This window comes from Kitasatospora phosalacinea, from assembly GCF_000716545.1.
GTDB lineage: Bacteria > Actinomycetota > Actinomycetes > Streptomycetales > Streptomycetaceae > Kitasatospora > Kitasatospora phosalacinea.
The window spans coordinates 1-18,160 of the sequence record NZ_JNWZ01000067.1 but is presented as its reverse complement, the minus strand read 5'-3'; the positions used below and the strand labels follow the sequence as shown (position 1 = coordinate 18,160).

The following is an 18,160-nucleotide window of genomic DNA, read 5'->3' as shown; positions in this document are numbered from 1 at the left end:
GCTCTGGAATCCTTCCCCACCTGGTGCGACCGTTGAACACCGAGTACTGGACCACTGGCCCCCCGCCCCCGAGCACCGAGCACCGACCGCTTCCCGACCGCCCTCGTACCGGAGAACCCTCGACGTGACCGACTCCAGCCCCACCACCGTCCACCAGCCCTACCAGCCGCACCCGTACCTGGGCGGGCGGGCGGTGGCACTGCGCGCCCTGGCGGCCTGGCGCTCCGGCGGGGCCGGTGCGCCCCGCACGGTGCTCATCACGGGTGATTCCGGCAGCGGCCGGTCCCGGTTGCTGACCGGGTTCCTGATGCTCTGCGAGCCGTCCCACCGGGAGCGGCTCGACGTCTCCGCGCTGGACCCGACGACCGTGCCGCCGGGTGAGCTGCCCGCGCCGCCGGTGTTCGGTGCCACGGGGCTGACGGCGCTCCAGCTGCGCTGGCTGGTGGCCGACCACTTCGCTCCGGGTGCCGTCCGGGCGGAGGAGCTGGCCGGGCGGCTGGCCGGGATCGGGTCGCCGGAGCAGCCGGTGACGGCCGTGGTCGCGGACGCCGACCGGGCGGGCGTCCTGCCGGACCTGGGCGAGCCGGGCCGGGTCACCGAGGAGGTGCTGCGGCCGCTGGCGCTGGCGCCCGGGGTGCGGCTGCTGGCGGACGTGGACCGGGCCGAGGCGGACCGGCTGGCGAAGGAGCTGCCCGCCGACCAGCTGCTGGTGATCGACCTCGACCGGGATCCGTGGCGGGACGAGGAGGGGCTGCTGCTGCAGGCCGAGGTCTCCCTCCCGCGTCCGGAGGACGCCGCGCGGTTGGCGCGCACCGCGTCCGGCCCGCTGGTGGTGCGGCTGGCCGCCTGGTCCTCGCGCAGCCTGCCGGACGGGCCGACTCCGATGCCGCGCACGGTCGGCGACGCGCTCGACCTGCAGGCCGAGCTGCACGGGGTGACCGAGCTGACCCTGCGCCGGCTGCTCGCCCCGCTGGCCCTGGCGGGGGCCGGTGAGCCGCTTCCGCTCGAACTGTGGGGGCCGCTGGCCTCGGCGGTGGCGGGCAAGGACCTCGGTCCGGCCCTGGCGGGCGGCCGGCACCTGCTGCTGCCGTTCTTCGACCTGATCACGGCGGAGGGGCGGCCCCCGGCCGTCCGGATCGTGCACCCGGCGCTGGCGGCGGAGCTGCGCGAGCGTTTCGGCAGCACCGTCCGCGAGGTGCGGCGCCGGCTGGCGACCGCCCTGCTGGCCACCCTCGACGGAGAGGGCCCGGGCCGGTGGGCGCAGGCTTCGCCGTACGTCCGGGAACAGCTCGTCGGCCACGCGCTGGAGGGCGGCCTGCTGCCGGGGCTGCTGGAGGAGCCGGGGTTCCTGCTGCACGCCGAGCAGGTCCGGTTGCGGGCCGCCGTCGAGCACCTGGTCGCGGGCGGGGCCCAGTTGCCGCCGCCGGCCCGGACCTGGCTGCGGCTGGCACCGCTGTTCATCCGGCAGGAGCTGGGCCCGGAGCTGCGGGCGGCGCTGCTGGAGCACGGGGCCCGCCAGGACGGCGGGCCCGCGCCGGAGTTCGGCTTCGAGCTGCCGTGGCGCACGCTCTGGGCCCGGCCGCTGGCGGGGGTCCGCGCGGTCACGGCGGCCGTCCTGCCCGCCGGCGGCGCCGCGCTGGTGGCCTACCGGCCGGGCGGGGAGCCGGAGTTGACGGCCTACGACGCGCTGACGGGTGAACCGGTGGAGGCCGCCGACGAGTTGGCCCGGCTGAGCGAGGAGGAGCGGGCGGCCACGCCGCTGGGGATCAGCACCGGTGGCGACTACCTGCGGCTGTGGACGCGGGGGGCGGACGGCCGGGCGGGCGAGCAGGTCGCGGTGTTCCTCTCCGCCGAGCCGCTGGGCGGCGCCGACCTGACGCCGGACGGCCTGCTGCTGCTGGCCGACGCCCGGGGTGTCGCGGCCCTGCACCCGACCGTCCTCCCGACCCTCCTCCCGCCCGTCCCCGCTCCCTCGGCGGCCCCCGACGCTTCGGCGGCCCCGGCCGCCCCGGCCGCCCCGTCGGCTCCGGCCGCTCCGGCCGTCGGCTGAGACGTGCCGCTGCACTACTGTGAACCCTGTCCGACCGGCCTTGAAGGAGAACGACCGCGTGACGACCCGTGAGCAGGCGATCGAGGCGGCCCACCAGTGGATCAACGGTGCCAAGCCCGAGGAGCAGTGGCACCGGATCGGCGTGCACGAGTTCGATCTGGGGTGGGTCCTGTGGCCCGTCCTGCCCGCCGCCGAACCGGACCCGGAGACCGGGGCGCGCCGGGCGCCCGCCGAGATCGGCACCGCCTGCGCGGTGGTCGACCGGGAGTCCGGCGAGTTGACGCACTGGCCCTCGGTGCCGGTGGAGGAGGTCGTCCAGCTCTACCGGGACAAGCTGGGCGCCGGTTCGTACGATCCCTCGCGTCCGCCGCTGGTCGGCCCGGGCGCCTCCGCGGTGCTGGCGTACCGGGACGCGCGGGGCGAGGAGCAGAGCCTGTTCCTGCTCTCCGCCCCGGGGACGGGCCACCCCGAGGTGCGGGCCTGGCGGACCTTGCAGGAGCAGGGGGTGCGACCGGAGGACGTGCTGTCGGTCTACACCGACCTGCGGCCGTGCGAGCTGCCCGGCGGCTACTGCGCGGCGGTGCTGCTGGCCGAACTGCCGGTGGCCACCTTCTCCTACGGGCACGACTACGGTCCGCGCTACGACCGCCGGGCGGCCGCGGTGCGGGCGCTCACCGACGCGACCGAGGCGACCTTCCGTTCGGCGGGCCGTCCGGTGCCGCCGCGGCCCAACCGGGTGCCGTTCCCGCGAGCGGTGCCCGCCGCCGGGCCCGAGGGCGACGCCGAGCTGGGGGCCCGGCTGGCCGGGCGGTTCGGCGCCGAGGGGGTGCACCGCTTCGACGCGGACGGGGTGGCGGCCACCGCGCTGCCCGAGGCGGCCCGGCGGACGCTGGTGGAGGCGGGGCTCCCGGTCCGGGTGGCGGGCTTCTTCGAGCTGCTGACCGGGCTGCCGGACGTGGCGGGCCACCTGGCGGCGGCCGGCCGCGGCGAGCGGGTGTCCGAGCAGACGGGGGCGGTGCTCGCCGAGTACGTCGCGCTGGGCACCGACGGCCACGCCGTGGTCGCCGTCCAGTGCACCGCCGAGGGCGCCGGCCGGGTCTGGGCCGTCGACCCGGACAACGGCACCGGCCGCTACCTCAACGCCGACCTCGGCTCCTACCTGCGCTGCCTGGCCCTGCTGGCCGAGCGCCGGGCCGCCCTGGTCGGCCTCGACCCGTACGCGGCGGCCACCGTGGTCGACGCCCTCCAGCGCGACCTGGCCGCCGTCGACGGCACCGTCTTCGACGACCCGGAGAACTGGTGGGCCGTCATCGTCGAGCAGCTCTGGGACGGCATGCTCTGACCGGCCCGTAGCGGCCCGTCCTCCTCCCCCTGGCGGCCCGTCAGTTCGCGGTGGCGTTCTCGCCCGCGAGCAGGCGGGCCACCAGTGTGTCGACCAGGGCCGCGCGCTGTTCGGGGGTGAACAGGTCGGGGAGGGTGAGCCGTTCGAGGATCAGCCAGTTGAGGGCGAGGACCAGCAGCTGGACGGTGCTGGTGTCGCCGGGCAGCCCGGCGGCGTGGTGGTAGTCGGCGTTGAAGTGGAGGTCGGCGCCGATCCGGCGGGTGAGGACCTCGCGCAGTTCGGGGCGGCGCAGCGCGGCGAGGCGCAGTTCCAGCAGGGCGAGGAAGCCGGTGGGGAAGGCGGCGACGCGCTCGACCACCTGGTGCATGAGGGCGGTGACCCGGGCGGCGTCGCGGGGCCCTTCGAAGCCCCGGGAGAGGGTTTCGGCGTCGGGTTCGAGGCGTTCGTAGACGCGGTCGGCGCACTGGGCGAGCAGGGCGTCCCGGTTGGCGAAGTAGTTGGAGGCGGTGCCGGCGGGGACGGCGGCGCGCTGGTCGACGGCGCGGAAGGTGAGGCCGCGGGCGCCGTCCTCGGCGAGGACTTCGAGCGCGGCGTCGAGCAGGGCGGCTCGGCGTTCCGGGTTGCTGCGTGCCATCTCTTGTAACCACTCCAGTCGTAGTGCTATGGTCTTACCACTTCACCCATAGTACTACGGATGAAGTCCCTATCCCCTGCCGAAGAGGTTCCTGGATGCGAAAGCTCGTGTACTACGTCGCCGTCTCCGTGGACGGTTTCATCGCCGGCCCGTCCGGCGAGTACGACTTCTACCCCGCCGCCCCCGACATGGCGGAGCACCAGCTGACCGAGTTCCCCGAGACCATCCCGGTGCAGGCCCGCCCGCAGCTCGGCCTGACCGACACCCCCAACCGCCGCTTCGACACGGTGCTGATGGGCCTGGGCGCCTACCGCCCGGGGCTGGACGCGGGCATCCCCAGCCCGTACCCGCACCTGGAGCAGTACGTGGTCTCCTCCTCGCTGCCCGGCACGGACGACCCGGCGGTGCGCCTGGTGCGCTCCGACCCGCTGGGCCTGGTCCGGGAGCTGAAGCGGCAGCCGGGCAGCGGCGACCTCTGGCTGTGCGGCGGCGGCCACCTGGCCGGCCAACTGCTGCCGGAGATCGACGAGTTGGTGCTCAAGCGGTACCCGGTGGTGGCGGGTGGCGGAATCCCGGCGTTCACCGGCCCGCTGCGCCCGCGCCCGTTCGCCCCGGTGGAGACCCTGACCTTCAGCCACGGCGGGACGGTCACCACCTACCGCCCCGCCGGGTAGTGCCGCCCCCGGCCCCCGCAGCGCCCCAGCCCCGTTCGGCCCGTCGCCGAGCGGGGCTTTCCCGTACGCCATCCCGGCTCCCGCAGCGCCCTCGCCCTCGCCCTCGCCCGTGCGCCGAACGGACGACCCCGCGCCACCGTGCCCGCCACCACCGCGTTGAACCACCGTCAGCCACACCCCCGACCCCGAGGACCCGACCCCATGCGCACCGCCCTCAGCACGCTCGCCCTCAGCACGCTGGCCCTGGCCGCCGCCCTGCTCTCCCCCGCCGTCACCACCGCCGCCTCCGCCGAGGAGGCGCCCGCGCCCGTTCCCAACCAGGGCTACAGCATCCCGGTCGGCGCGATCACGGACCTGGGCGCGCTCCCGGTGCTGGGCGGCCTCGGCAACGACTTCGCCCACCTGCTCGGCCAGTAGGGCGCTCCCCGGCGCGGGGGGCGCCGGGCAGGGGGGTGGCGGGGTTGTTTCCGCTCCGTAAGTTTTGCCGGGGCGCGGGTGCGGCGACAAGGGCCGACGGGGGTTCGTCGCGGGGTCGTCATGGGGCCGCAACATGTCGAAATACTCCGCAACACCCGCTTTCAGCTGGGGTTATGGCGATTGACAGGGGGCGTTCGGGCCGAGCACGATGAGCGCCGAGCCCAGTCGCAGTGAGCCGGAAGGAGGGCCGATGCGTACCGTCGTTGTCGTCTGTTGTCCGTCGTGCCCGGCCCCGGCGTGCGTGCGCCGCGGTGGCTGTTGTCGGCGCCGCTGCGCGTAGTCACGGCGCCTTTCCCGCTCTCCGTTCCCACTTCTCCCCGCGTCACGGCGGTGCGCCCTCGGGCTGCCCGAACGCCGTGCCGTGTCCGGCCGTTGCGGCGGCCCCCGTGCCGCTGTCGCCGTTCTCGTCTCCCCGAAGGAGCCCCACCATGTCCGTTTCCACGTCCACCCTGACCCCCACCGCGCTGCGGCTGACCCCGGCGGCGGGGCGGATCGGCGCGATCGTCCACGACGTCAAGCTGGGGGCCGACCTGCCGGCCGAGACGGTGGCGGCGCTGGAGGCCGCGCTGTACGAGCACAAGGTGCTGTTCTTCCGCGGGCAGCAGCACCTGGACGACGCCGAACACGAGGCGTTCGCACGGCTGTTGGGCCAGCCGGTGTTCCACCCGACGGTGCCCAGCGCGGACGGCCGGTACATCTTCGAGCTGGACGCCACCAAGGGCGTGCGGGCGAACAACTGGCACACCGACGTGACGTTCGTGCCCTCCTACCCGAAGGCGTCGATCCTGCGGGCGCTGGAGCTGCCGCCGGCGGGCGGCAGCACGGTGTGGGCGAACACCGCGGCCGCGTACCAGGACCTGCCGGCGCCGCTGAAGGCGCTCGCGGAGAGCCTGCGGGCGGTGCACACCAACGACTACGACTACGCCGCGAACCTGGCGCTGGCACCGGAGTTGGCGGACAACGCCGAGGTCGCGAAGCTGTTCCGGCAGGTGTTCGTGTCCACCGCGTTCAAGACCGAGCACCCGCTGGTGCGGGTGCACCCGGTGACGGGTGAGAAGCACCTGCTGCTGGGGTCGTTCGCGCAGAAGATCGTCGGGGTGTCGGGCAAGGACAGCCGGGCGCTGATCGAGCTGTTCCAGCGGTACGTGGAGCGGCTGGAGAACAGCGTGCGCTGGGACTGGCAGGTCGGCGACGTGGCGATCTGGGACAACCGGGCCACCCAGCACTACGCGGTGAACGACTACGGCGACGAGCCGCGCCTGGTGCGCCGGATCACCCTGGACGGCGACCTGCCGGTGGGCGTGGACGGGCGGCCGAGCCGGCTGCTGGAGCCGGCCGACCCGCCGCGGGTGGCGGGCCTGGTCCCGGCGGTCGAGCTGGAGGCCGAGGCGCTGGCCGGCCCCGTCTCCTGACCGAACCGCCCACCACCGCAGAGGAGTCGAATCCGTGAACGGCACCGCCCGCAGCAGCGCCGGCGTTCCCGCGCCGCGTCCTGTGCCACACCTCGCCCCGCGCCCGGCGCCGCGCTCCGCGTTCCGGCCCGGGGACGACCGGCGGGAGGCGAACGCGGCCACCGTGCTGCGGGCGGTGCTGGACCACGGGCCGGTGGCGCGCAGTGCGGTGGCCCGGCTGACGGGGCTGAGCGCGGCGGCGGTGTCCCGCCAGGTGGTGGATCTGCTGCGGCTCGAACTGCTGTCGGAGCGGCCGGAGTTGGCGGTGGGGGCGCCGGGGGTGCGGGGCCGTCCGCAGCTGCCGCTGGAGGTGGACACCGAGCGCCTGGCGGTGGCCGGGCTGCACGTGGGCCTGCCGTACAGCACCTTCGCGCTGCTGGACCTGCGCGGCCGGGTGCTGTTCCGGCAGGAGCTGCCGAACGGCGGGCGGCGCGGGTCGGCGGTGCTGAAGCCGCTGCTGGCCCGGCTGCCGCGGCTGCTGGCCGCGGCGGCGTCGGCGTCGGCCGGGAGCGGCCGGCGGGTGCTGGGGCTGGGCGCGGTGACCGGCGGGGCGGTGGACGCCGAGCGCGGGGTGACGGTGCGTCACGAGCCGCTGGGCTGGCGGGAGGTGCCGTTGCGGGAGCTGCTGGAGCAGGCGACGGGGCTGCCGGTGCGGGTGGACAACCACGCCCGGGCGCTGGCCGCGGCGGAGGTGCTGTTCGGCGACCCGGCGGCCCGGCGTTCGATGGTGCAGCTGTTCGTGGGCCACGTGGTGGACGCGTCCATCTCGGTGGCCGGGACGGTGCACCAGGGTCCGCCGTCGGTGACCGGTGACGGCGGGCACCTGCCGGTGCCGGGCAGTACGGCGCGATGTCACTGCGGCCGCAGCGGCTGCCTGTCGGCGGCGGCCTCGGACGACACGCTGTTCGAGGCGGCCGCCGCGCAGGGTGTGATCGCCCGGCCGGACCGGGGGCTGCTGCTGGCGGCCGTCCGCTCCGGCGATCCGCGGGCCGACGCACTGGTGCGGGAGCGGGCCCGGGTGGTGGGCGGGGCGCTGGCCCTGCTCGCCGACGTGGTCAACCCGGACCTGCTGGTGCTGACCGAGACCTTCGCGCTGGCCGACCCGGTCTACCTGGACGCGGTGCGCGCGGAGTTCGCGCTCCGTTCGCACCTGCACCGGGACGCCTCGCTGCTGGTCGCGCAGCGCTTCGGCGCGGACGCGCTGGCGGTGGCGGCCTGCGCGCCGGTGCTGGGCGAGCTGTACGCCCGTCCGCTGCCGGGCCTGTGACCCCTCCCTTCCCCTTCTTTCCCGAATTCTCTTCTCTCGAAGGACTGTTGACGATGAACGCGTTCTCCGCCGGCTCCGGTGGCCCGCTCTCCCTGCCCGCGATCTCGCGCCGTGCGCTGCTGCGCGGCTCCCTCGCGGGCGCCGGTCTGCTGGCGCTGTCGGCCTGCCGTTCGGCGGCGGACTCCTCGCCGGGGGCGGACGCGGCGTCGGGCGGTGCGGCCTCGCCGCGCCGGGGCGGGGTGCTGACGGTGGGTGTCGGGGTCGACTTCACGCCGGCCCTGCTGTTCGCGCAGAGCGCCAACTCGCTGCTGCAGCGGCTGGTGTTCAACACGCTGACCCGCTACGACGAGCAGTTGCGCCCGCAGCCGGAGCTGGCGAAGAGCTGGGAGGTGGCGCCGGACGGGCTGAGCGTGACGCTGAAGCTGCGTGAGGACGTCACCTTCCACAGCGGGCGGAAGTTCACCGCGGACGACGTGGTGTTCGCCGTCAAGAACCTGCAGAACCCGGTGCGTTCGGCCCAGTTGAGGTCGACGGCGCTGACCGTGACGGACTTCCGCAAGAACGGCGACTTCGAGCTGACGCTGGTGCTGGCGCACCCGGTGTCCAACCTGTTCGACCTCTTCGAGTTCATGATCGTCCCCGATTCGGAGTCGGTCGAGGACGCGGTGGCGGGCACCAAGCTGATCGGCACCGGCCCGTTCACCTTCACCGAGCGCAAGCCGGGCTCCTCGCTGAGCTTCGCCCGCAACGAGAAGTACTGGAACCCGGGCCGGCCGTACCTGGACGGGGTGGAGATCAAGGTGATCCCGCAGGCGGAGACGCTGCTGTCCTCGGTGAAGACCGGGCAGACCCACCTGACGTACGCGGTGCGCGGCAAGGACGTGGCGACGCTCAAGGACGACAAGCGCTTCCGGATCACCCAGTACGACACCGGCGCGGGCGCGTTCTACATCGGCGCGAACCTGTCCTTCCCGGAGGTGCAGGACAAGCGGGTGCGCCAGGCCATCGCCTGGGCGATCGACCGGGACCGGCTGGTGCAGCAGGCGCTGGGCGGGTACGCGACGGTCTCCTCGGTGCCGTGGCCGAAGTCCTCGCCGGCGTACCGGGAGGAGGACGCGAAGCGGTACCACCACGACCCGGAGAAGGCGAAGGCGCTGCTGAAGGAGGCGGGGGTGACCTCGCTGTCGCTGCCGCTGGCGCACCAGTCGGACGCCGGGTCGACGGCGGTCGCGCAGATCCTCCAGTACGACCTGAAGCAGGTCGGGATCGAGGTGCAGTTGCAGCCGGTGGACTCGCCGACCATGCAGAAGCAGCTGATCTCGCAGTCCATGCCGGCGCTGTGGACGCTCAGCCACAGCTTCTCGCAGGCGCACCCGGCGACGCTGGCGGTCAGCGCGTACCCGTTCAACGAGGCGAAGAACACCTCGAAGTTCTCCTCCCCGGCGTACACCGAGGCGGTGCAGAGGGCCTGGAACCGCTCGGACGCGGACAGCCCGGAGGCGAAGGCGCTGTACCAGCAGGTCACGGACATCCTGCTGGACGAGCAGTTCATCGTCGACCTGGCGATCGCCGGGCTGGTGGAGGTCGCGGGCGCGCAGGTGCGCGGCGTGACGCTGAACAAGTACTCGTACCTGAACCTCGACGACGCGTACCTGGCGGGCTGAGCCGTGCGGACCTTCCTGTTCAAACGGCTGCCGAGCGGGCTGGCGGTGCTGGTGGCCGCCTCGTTCACGGTGTTCCTGATGCTGCGGCTGATCCCGGGCGACCCGGCGACCACGCTGGCGGGCCCGGACGCCTCGCCGGCCACCGTCGCGGCGATCCGCGAGCGGCTGGGGCTGGACGCGCCGCTGCTCTCGCAGTACCTGCACTGGCTGGGGCAGGTGCTGACCGGCGACCTCGGGCCGAGCTACGCGATCGGCGGGCAGGTGTCCGAGCTGATCGGGGACGGCCTGGCCGCGACCTTCCAGCTCACGCTCGCCGCGCTGCTGCTGGTGGTGGTGCTGGCCGTGCCGACGGCGCTGTACGCGGCGTCGGGGCGGCGGCGGCCGCTGGCGGGGGCGCTGCGGGCGCTGACCACCGGGGCGCTGGCGGTGCCGCCGTTCGTCACCGGCGTGCTGCTGGTGCTGGTGTTCGCGGTGGGCCTGGGCCTGCTGCCGGCCGGCGGGCACGCCTCGCTGTTCGACGCGCCGGACCTGGCGGTGCAGTACCTGGCGCTGCCGGCGCTGTGCCTGGCGCTGCCGAGCGCGGCGATCCTGGCCCGCTACCTGCAGGACGGGCTGGAGCGGGCGCTGGGCGAGGACTACGTGCGCAACGCGACGGCGCTGGGGGTCTCCCGCCGCCGGATCCTGTGGCGGCACGCGCTGCCGAACGCGCTGCCGTCCGCCGTCACCGTGCTGGGCCTGCAGATCGGGCAGCTGATCGCCGGCGCGGTGGTGGTGGAACGGATCTTCGCCTGGCCGGGCCTGGGCCAGCTGATCGAGCAGGGCGTGTCGCGCCGGGACTACCCGGTGGTGCAGGACCTGCTGCTGCTGGTGGTGGCCGGCTACGTGGCCGTGCAACTGCTCACCGACCTGCTGTACTCCTGGCTCGACCCGCGCGTGCGGTGGGAGTGATGACACGATGACCACGCTTTCCCTTCCCTCTTCCGCGCCGCTCCTGCGGCCGCGCAACCGCTACGTCGCCGGGCTGCTGACCTGGCGGGGCGTGACCGGGCTGGTCCTGGTCGGGGTGGTGGCGCTGGCCGGGCTGCTGGCGCCGTGGCTGACCGACGCCGACCCGGACGCGCAGGGCGCGCAGGCGCTGGCCGGGCCGAGCGGGGCGCACCCGCTGGGCACCGACGACATCGGTCGGGACCTGCTCAGCCGGATCCTGCACGGCATCCTCACCGACCTGTCGATCATCCTGACGGCCGTCCCGGCGGGCGCGCTGATCGGCGCAGCGCTGGCCCTGCTGGCGGCCACCTCGCGGGCCGCCGACCTGGTGGTGCAGCGGCTGTTCGACCTGGTGCTGTCCTTCCCGGGGCTGATCCTCGGCCTGGCGGTGACGGCGATCCTCGGGCCGGGCCGCTGGCCGGTGGTGATCATCATCGCGCTGGCCGAAGTTCCGTACTTCGGGCGGCAGTTGCGGGCGGGCGTGCTGGTGCAGCGGGAGCGCGAGTACGCGCTGGCCGCCCGGGTCGGCGGCGCGGGCCGGGCCCGGGTGCTGCTGCGGCACGTGCTGCCGAACGCGGTGGACCCGCTGATCGTGCAGGGCGCGGTCGCCCTGTCGGTGGGCGTCTTCATCGAGGGCGCGCTCAGCTTCCTCGGCCTGGGCGTGCGCCCGCCGCAACCCACCCTGGGCAGCCTGATCAGCGGCTCGGTCGCCTACCTGGACACCGACCCGCTGCTGGCCGCCGCCCCGCTGGCCGTCACCACCGCGCTCGTCCTCGGCTTCACCCTGCTGGCCGAGGCGCTGAACCGGGGGGCGCGCTCATGAGCACGGGAACCCGACCCGAACCGGAGGGCCGCACGATGACCGAACTGATCGACCGTCCTCCGCTGGTGGAGCAACCCCCCTCCCCCACGGCCGAGTTGCTGCGGGTGCGCGAGCTGCACGTGTCCTTCGGGGAGCGGGCGGCGGTGCGCGGTGTGGACTTCGCGCTGGGGGCCGGGGAGAGCCTGGGGATCGTCGGCGAGTCCGGGTCGGGCAAGTCGACGACGGCGCTGGCGCTGCTGCGGATGCTGCCCGCCGGGGGCCGGATCACCGGCGGGTCGGTGGAGTTGGACGGCCGGGACCTGGCCGCGCTGCCCGAGGAGGCGCTGCGGGCGGTGCGCGGCAAGCGGATCGCGATGATCTTCCAGGATCCGATGTCCTCGCTGAACCCGGTGCTGTCGGTGGGCCGCCAGCTGGACGAGGCGCTGCGGGCGCACGGCGAGCGTCGGCCGAAGGCCGAACGGGCTTCCCGCGCGGTGGAGTTGCTGGAGCTGGTGGGCGTGCCGAAGGCGGCCTCCCGGCTGGGCGACTTCCCGCACCAGTTCTCCGGCGGCCAGCGCCAGCGCATCATGATCGCCCTGGCGCTGGCGCACGACGCCCAGGTGCTGGTCGCGGACGAGCCGACCACCGCGCTGGACCCGACCGTGCAGCGGCAGATCCTGCGCCTGCTGGCCCGGATCAACCGGGAGCGCGGCACCGCGCTGGTGGTGATCAGCCACGACCTGGGCGTGATCGCCGAGACCTGCTCCCGGCTGCTGGTGATGCGCGACGGCGAGGTGGTCGAGCAGGGTGCCACGACGCTCCTCCTGACGGCCCCCCGGCACTCCTACACCAGGACCCTGCTGGCGGCCGTCCCGCGCCTGGACGCCCCGTCCCGGGCGGCCGCGAACAGCACCCCCGGCGCCGAACCGCTGCTGGTGGTGCGGGGCTTGGCGAAGGGCTACGGCCCGCGCCGGCGGCGGAACGCCGCGTTGGAGTCGGTGGACCTGGAGCTGCACCCGGGCGAGACGCTGGGCCTGGTCGGCGAGTCCGGTTCGGGGAAGTCGACGCTGGCCCGGGCGCTGGTGGGCGCGCACGCGCCCGACGCGGGCGGCATCAGCTTCGCCGGGCAGCCGCTGGACGGCCGCCGGGCCAGGCGGGAGATCCAGATGGTCTTCCAGGACCCGTACGCCTCGCTGAACCCGCGGCTGACGGTGGGCCGGATCATCGCCGAGCCGCTGATCGCGCACCGGGTCGGCGACCGGGCGCAGCGGCAGGCCCGGGTGGCCGAACTGCTGGAGCAGGTGGGCCTGGAGGCGTCGGCGGCGGCCCGTTCGCCGCGCGAGTTCTCCGGCGGCCAGCGGCAGCGGATCGGCATCGCCCGGGCGCTGGCGCCCGAGCCGAGCGTGCTGGTCTGCGACGAGCCGGTGTCGGCGCTGGACGTGTCGATCCAGGCCCAGGTGATCGACCTGCTGGCGCGCCTGCAACGGGAGTTGGGCCTGGCGGTGCTGTTCATCGCGCACGACCTGGCGGTGGTGCGGCAGGTCAGCCACCGGATCGCGGTGCTGCACCGGGGCCGGATCGTGGAGAGCGGCCCGGCCGACCGGGTCGTCACCGCCCCCGAACACCCTTACACGGCCGAGCTGTTGGCGGCCGTCCCGTCCCTTCCCACCCCTACCGCCGGGAGCCTGCTGTGACCGAACCGACCGAGCCGACCGGGACCGCCGGCACCGGCCACCGCCGCGACCCGTACGCGGGCTTCCCCGGGCGGGTGGGGCGGACGTTCGGCGAGTCGGTGCCGTCCTGGCCGTGCCGGGTGCGCCCGCGCGAGGGGGCGCCGAACGTGGTGGTGGTGCTGGTGGACGACCTGGGCTACAGCGACATCGGCCCGTTCGGCTCGGAGGTGCCGACGCCGACCCTGGACGGCCTGGCCGAGCGGGGCGTGAAGCTCGCCAACTACCACACCATGCCGCTGTGCTCGCCGGCCCGGGCGGCGCTGCTGACCGGCCTGAACCCGCACCGGGTGGGGTACTCGTTCGTGGCCAACGCCGATCCGGGCTTCCCCGGGTACGGGCTGGAGATCGCGGACGACATCCCCACCCTGGCGCAGACCCTGCACGACGCCGGGTACGCGACGTACGCCGTCGGCAAGTGGCACCTGACCCGGGACTCCGCCTCCTCGGCGGCCGACGACCGCGCCAACTGGCCGCTGCAGAAGGGCTTCGACCAGTACTACGGGGTGCTGGAGGGGCTGACCAGCCTGTTCCACCCCCACCAACTGGTGCGCGACAACTCGCCGCTGGACATCGACGAGTTCCCGGACGGCTACTACTACACCGACGACATCACCGACCAGGCGATCGGCATGGTGAAGTCGCTGCGCGCCCACGACGCCGACAAGCCGTTCTTCCTCTACCTGGCGCACAACGCGGTGCACGGTCCGTTGCAGGCCAAGCCGGAGGACCTGGCCCGGCACCGGGGCCGCTACGACGGCGGCTGGGACGAGCTGCGGGCGCGGCGCTTCGCCCGGCAGCTGGCGGCCGGGCACTTCCCGCCCGGCACCGAGCTGCCGGAGCGCAACGGCGAGGCCGGGTACGAGGTCGGGGCGTGGGACGAACTCGACGAGGTGCAGCGCAAGTTGTACGCCCGCTACATGGAGGTGTACGCCGCCATGGTCGACAACGTCGACCGGAACCTGGGCCGGCTGACCGACGTGCTGGAGCAGTTGGGCGAACTCGACAACACCATCGTGGTGTTCACCTCCGACAACGGCGGCACCGGCGAGGGCGGCGCGGAGGGCACCCGCAGCTACTTCAGCCGCTTCGTCCACCACCCGAACCTGCCCGCCGACTGGAACCCGGACGTGCAGCGGGAGATCGACCTGATCGGCGGCCCGCAGTCGCTGGTGCACTACCCGCGCGGCTGGGGCATGGCCTCGAACACGCCGTTCCGGCTGTACAAGGGCCAGACCTACGCGGGCGGCGTGCGGGTGCCGTTCGTGCTGTCCTGGCCCGCCGGACTGCCGCGCGCGGCGGGCGACGACGGGGTGCGCGGCCAGTACCAGTACGTCACCGACCTGCTGCCCACGCTACTGGAACTCACGGGCGTGCGGCGGCCGTCGGAGCGCGGCGGCCACCCGGTGCAGGAGCTGGACGGGGTCTCGTTCGCGTCCGTGCTGCGGGCCGCCGACGCGCCGTCCACCCACCACGAGCAGTACTGCGAGATGACCGGCAACCGCTCGTACTACCGGGACGGCTGGAAGCTGGTGACGCTGCACCGGCCCGGCGCGCCCTACGACGACGGCGAGTGGGCACTGTACGACCTGCGCACCGACCCGACCGAGATCCACGACTTGGCCGCCGAACACCCGGAGCTGGTCAAGGAGTTGTCGCAGGCCTGGGAGGACGCGGCCTGGCGCAACGGGGTCTTCCCGCTCTCCGACACCTCCGGCGCGTTCGTGCTGCGCAACCCGGAGGAGGAGGCGCTGCGCCGCCCGGTCACCCTGCTGGCCGGGACGCCGGAGCTGGAGCGCTACCGCTCCTCCCGGCTGGTGGCGTTCCGCTCCTTCACGGCGGAGGCGGCGCTCGACCACCACGGCGCCGACGACCAGGGCGTGCTGCTCTCGCACGGCGACCAGGGCGGCGGCTACAGCCTGTACGTGGAGGACGGGCGGCTGCGCCTGGCGTACAACCAGTACGGCGAGCTGTTCGAGGCCGACGCGGGCGAACTGCCGCCCGGGGCGCACCTGGTGGCGCTGGAGGCGACCGCGGTGGCCGACCTGAAGTGGCAGTTCGAGGTGCGGGTGGACGGGGTGGTGACGGGCGCGCTCGGGCCGGTGCACCAGCTGATCGGGATGGCCCCGTTCCAGGGCATCAGCGTCGGCGTCGACCGCAAGTCGCCGGTGTCCTGGCCGCTGTGGGAGCGCCACCGCTCCTTCCGCTACACCGGCGCGCTGCGCTCGGTGACCTACCTGCCGGGCCCGGCCGCGCCGTACGACCCGGAGACGGTGGTGCGGGCGCTGCGGGAGGCGGCGGCGGCCTTCGAGTAGTCCGGCCGGAGGGCCCGGGGCCGGGAGGTCGGCAGCCGCAAGGTTGTTGACCTTCCGGTCAAATATGCCGTACCGTCAGACGCATGGGGAGGCCGAAGCAGTTCGACGAGGAAGCCGCCGTCGCACGGGCGATGGAGGTGTTCTGGACCAACGGCTACGCCGGGTCCTCCCCGGCCGAGCTGGCGGAGGCCGCCGGCATCGGCAAGGGCAGCCTGTACCACGCCTTCGGCTCCAAGCGGGAGCTGTTCGGACGGGCGCTGGACACGTACGACCGGGCCGGCGCCGAGTTCACCGAGGAGTTCCTCTCCGCCCCCGGCAGCACGAAGGAGCGCATCCGCGCCTACCTGCGGCTGCTGGTCGACGTGGACTTCGACGCCCCGGTGCGGCGCGGCTGCCTGGCCGTCAACACCGCGCTGGAGCTCGGCGGGCGCGACGAGGGCGCCACCGCGGCGGTGCGCCGAGCGGTGGAACGCAGCACGGACCTGCTGGCCGCCCGGATCGAGCGCGGCAAACTGGCCGGTGACGTGCCCGCCGCGGTGGACGCCGCCGAGCAGGCCCGCTTCCTGATGGTGACCATCGCCGGCCTCCGGGTCACGGCCCGGATCTTCGACCGGGAGACGGTGCACGCGGCCATCGACACCGCCCTCGCCGGCCTCTGAAACCCCCTGCTCCGCCCGCCCCGGGCGCAGCACGCCCACATATTTGACCTCTGATTCAAAAACCATTCGGAATGAGGACTGCCATGGATCTCGGACTCGACGGGCGCACCGCCCTGGTCACCGGCGCCGGACGCGGCATCGGCCTGGCCGTCGCCCGCGCCCTCGCCGCCGAGGGCGTCGAGGTGGTCGGGGCCACCCGCACCGCGAGCCCCGAACTGGCCGAGGTCGCGGCGGCCGTCGCCCTGGTCGACCTGGGCACCCCGCAGGGCGCGGCCGAGGCCGTCCGGCAGGCCCTGGACGCGGTCGGCGGGATCGACCTGCTGGTCAACAACGTCGGCGCGGGCGACGCCGACAAGCTGGTGATGGGCACCGTGCTGGACGCCCCCGACGAGCAGTGGGAGGCGCTGCTGGAGCTCAACCTGTTCAGCGCGGTGCGCACCACCCGGGCCGCCCTGCCGAGCCTGCTGGAACGGGGCGGGGCCATCGTCAACGTCTCGTCCATCAACGGCCGCACCCCCGTCGGCTCCCCGGTCGGCTACGCGGAGGCCAAGGCCGCGCTCACCCAGTTCGGCAAGCGCCTCAGCGAGGAGCTGGCCCCGCGCGGCGTCCGCGTCAACACCGTCTCCCCCGGCCCCACCGCCACCGCCATGTGGACCGACCCGGCCGGCTACGGCGGCCGGGTCGCCGAATCCCTCGGCCTCCCGCACGAGGAGCTGCTGGCCGGCCTCCCCGCCTGGATCGGCAGCTCCTCCGGCCGCCTGACCACCCCCGAGGAGGTCGCCGACCTGGTGGTCTTCCTGCTCTCCGACCGCGCCGCCAACATCCACGGCGCCGACCACGTCATCGACGGCGGCACCCTCAAGGCGGCCTGAGCCGCGGCCCGGCGCCCGATCCGGCGGGGCCTACGCCGGGCCCCGGTGGCCGAGGGCCCGCAGGACGTCAGCCGGCCGCGCCGGGTGGTGCCCCACCGCGCGGTCCGGCTCGGCGGCCTCCGGGCCGCGCGCCAACAGGCCGACCGCCGGGCGCAGTTCGTCGGGCGGGACGCGCGACGGGCCGTCGGCCGCGGCCGTCACGAGGCCGGTCGGGCGGTGACGTCCAGCGGCCTGGTCCAGCGGCGCCACTGGTCCTCGCGGCCGTAGCCGGCGGCCTTCCAGGCGGACTGGCCGAGCTCGTTGTGCTCCAGGACCATGGCGTCGACCCGGCGGCCGCCGGCCTCGGCGAAGCGGGCGTGGGCGGCGTCGAGCAGGGCGGTGCCGATGCCCCGGCGGCGGGCGGCGGGGTGGACGGCGAGGCGGTAGAGGTGGCAGCGCCAGCCGTCCCAGCCGGCGATGACGGTCCCGAGGACCGCGCCTTCGCGCTCGGCCAGGATCAGCGCCCGCGGGTCGCGCTCCAGCAGCCGGGCCACGCCCGCCCGGTCGTCGCTGATGCTGGTGCCCTCGGCGGCCTCGGCCCAGAAGGCCAGCACGGCGTCGATGTCCTCGGGGCGCGCGGCCCGCAGTTCGTACTCGCTCATGCGCACGTTTCTACCAGGCGAAACGGAGCACGGACCACCGGTTTCCCCGGGCCCCCTTGACGGCACCGGGCCCGGCCCCGAGCCCCACTCCGAGCCGCGACCGCACCCCGATCGGTTTCTGACGCTCCGCCTGTTCACTCCGCCCCGCCCCTCGAACTCCCGGCGCCCCACGGCAACTGACCCGGCGTCGACTTCCGGCCCGCACGAGCGCCTCGGCGGGCCGGAAGCGGTCTTTGCGTCCCCTTGACGCGGACCGGCGGCATCCACCATGGTATGGACCACTCCCTCGCACCGCTGCCCGTTCACCTCCCCCACCCGGAGCCGGCATGCGTGCACCTCTTCCCCGCCGTCGCCGCGGCCACCACGGGCCGCCCCACCGACGCGCCACCACGGCCGACGGCTGACGTCCGCCCGCGCCGTCCGTCCGCGCCGCCCGCACCGAGGGCACACCGTTCGTCCACTCCTCCCCCGCCGGAGCCCGGGCGGCACGGTGACGCCGCCCTCCACCCCGCCGAACACCTCGCGCCCGACCCGCGGCCACCCGCGCAGCCCTCTCCCCGCCGATCCGAAGGAGCCCGCATGGCCCGGCCCGCCC

15 protein-coding genes are annotated in these 18,160 nt (G+C 74.7%); 13 read left to right on the top strand and 2 right to left on the bottom strand.

Annotated elements, in window-relative coordinates:
* The first annotated feature begins 124 nt into the window (after positions 1-124).
* Positions 125-2,050, top strand: coding sequence for a hypothetical protein (locus tag OO48_RS27460; protein ID WP_051732917.1), 1,926 nt, complete (start codon positions 125-127; stop codon positions 2,048-2,050).
* A gap of 58 nt (positions 2,051-2,108) precedes the next feature.
* On the top strand, positions 2,109-3,392 hold the full coding sequence (locus OO48_RS27455; protein WP_033221023.1) for an SUKH-4 family immunity protein: 1,284 nt from the start codon (positions 2,109-2,111) through the stop codon (positions 3,390-3,392).
* A gap of 40 nt (positions 3,393-3,432) precedes the next feature.
* Here OO48_RS27455 and OO48_RS27450 read toward each other — a convergent pair whose 3' ends face one another.
* Positions 3,433-4,026 carry a TetR/AcrR family transcriptional regulator gene (locus OO48_RS27450; RefSeq protein ID WP_033221021.1) on the bottom strand — a complete coding sequence of 198 codons (594 nt, stop codon included), beginning with the start codon at positions 4,024-4,026 and terminating at the stop codon, positions 3,433-3,435.
* A 95-nt stretch (positions 4,027-4,121) separates the two neighbouring features.
* Here OO48_RS27450 and OO48_RS27445 point away from each other — a divergent pair, with 95 nt between their 5' ends.
* The 11 genes from OO48_RS27445 to OO48_RS27395 all read left to right on the top strand — a co-directional run bounded on the left by OO48_RS27445 (position 4,122) and on the right by OO48_RS27395 (position 16,924).
* Complete coding sequence (locus OO48_RS27445; protein ID WP_033221019.1) at positions 4,122-4,700, top strand: dihydrofolate reductase family protein; 579 nt, start codon at positions 4,122-4,124, stop codon at positions 4,698-4,700.
* Positions 4,701-4,901: 201 nt separating this feature from the next.
* Positions 4,902-5,117: a hypothetical protein gene (locus OO48_RS27440; protein WP_033221017.1), complete on the top strand. Its 216-nt coding sequence runs from the start codon at positions 4,902-4,904 to the stop codon at positions 5,115-5,117.
* A gap of 488 nt (positions 5,118-5,605) precedes the next feature.
* Positions 5,606-6,589, top strand: coding sequence for a TauD/TfdA dioxygenase family protein (locus OO48_RS27435; RefSeq protein WP_033221015.1), 984 nt, complete (start codon positions 5,606-5,608; stop codon positions 6,587-6,589).
* 34 nt (positions 6,590-6,623) lie between these two features.
* A complete protein-coding gene (locus OO48_RS27430; protein ID WP_245194826.1) occupies positions 6,624-7,895 on the top strand; it encodes an ROK family protein in 1,272 nt (423 codons plus the stop codon).
* A 53-nt stretch (positions 7,896-7,948) separates the two neighbouring features.
* Positions 7,949-9,559 carry an ABC transporter substrate-binding protein gene (locus tag OO48_RS27425; RefSeq protein ID WP_033221013.1) on the top strand — a complete coding sequence of 537 codons (1,611 nt, stop codon included), beginning with the start codon at positions 7,949-7,951 and terminating at the stop codon, positions 9,557-9,559.
* A gap of 3 nt (positions 9,560-9,562) precedes the next feature.
* A complete protein-coding gene (locus tag OO48_RS27420) occupies positions 9,563-10,507 on the top strand; it encodes an ABC transporter permease (RefSeq protein WP_033221011.1) in 945 nt (314 codons plus the stop codon).
* Between the two features lie 7 nt (positions 10,508-10,514).
* On the top strand, positions 10,515-11,369 hold the full coding sequence (locus OO48_RS27415; protein ID WP_033221010.1) for an ABC transporter permease: 855 nt from the start codon (positions 10,515-10,517) through the stop codon (positions 11,367-11,369).
* Between the two features lie 35 nt (positions 11,370-11,404).
* On the top strand, positions 11,405-13,042 hold the full coding sequence (locus OO48_RS27410; protein WP_051732915.1) for a dipeptide ABC transporter ATP-binding protein: 1,638 nt from the start codon (positions 11,405-11,407) through the stop codon (positions 13,040-13,042).
* The gene (locus OO48_RS27405; protein ID WP_033221009.1) at positions 13,039-15,393 is read left to right on the top strand and encodes an arylsulfatase; all 2,355 of its coding nucleotides are present in this window, start codon (positions 13,039-13,041) and stop codon (positions 15,391-15,393) included. Before OO48_RS27410 ends, OO48_RS27405 begins: the two co-directional genes overlap by 4 nt.
* A gap of 83 nt (positions 15,394-15,476) precedes the next feature.
* Positions 15,477-16,052, top strand: coding sequence for a TetR/AcrR family transcriptional regulator (locus tag OO48_RS27400; RefSeq protein WP_033221008.1), 576 nt, complete (start codon positions 15,477-15,479; stop codon positions 16,050-16,052).
* 83 nt (positions 16,053-16,135) lie between these two features.
* Positions 16,136-16,924 carry an SDR family oxidoreductase gene (locus tag OO48_RS27395; protein WP_033221006.1) on the top strand — a complete coding sequence of 263 codons (789 nt, stop codon included), beginning with the start codon at positions 16,136-16,138 and terminating at the stop codon, positions 16,922-16,924.
* 197 nt (positions 16,925-17,121) lie between these two features.
* Here the strand turns inward: OO48_RS27395 and OO48_RS27390 are convergent, their stop codons facing one another.
* Positions 17,122-17,565, bottom strand: a complete 444-nt coding sequence (locus OO48_RS27390; RefSeq protein ID WP_033221004.1) for a GNAT family N-acetyltransferase — start codon at positions 17,563-17,565, stop codon at positions 17,122-17,124.
* Positions 17,566-18,160 lie beyond the last annotated feature (595 nt).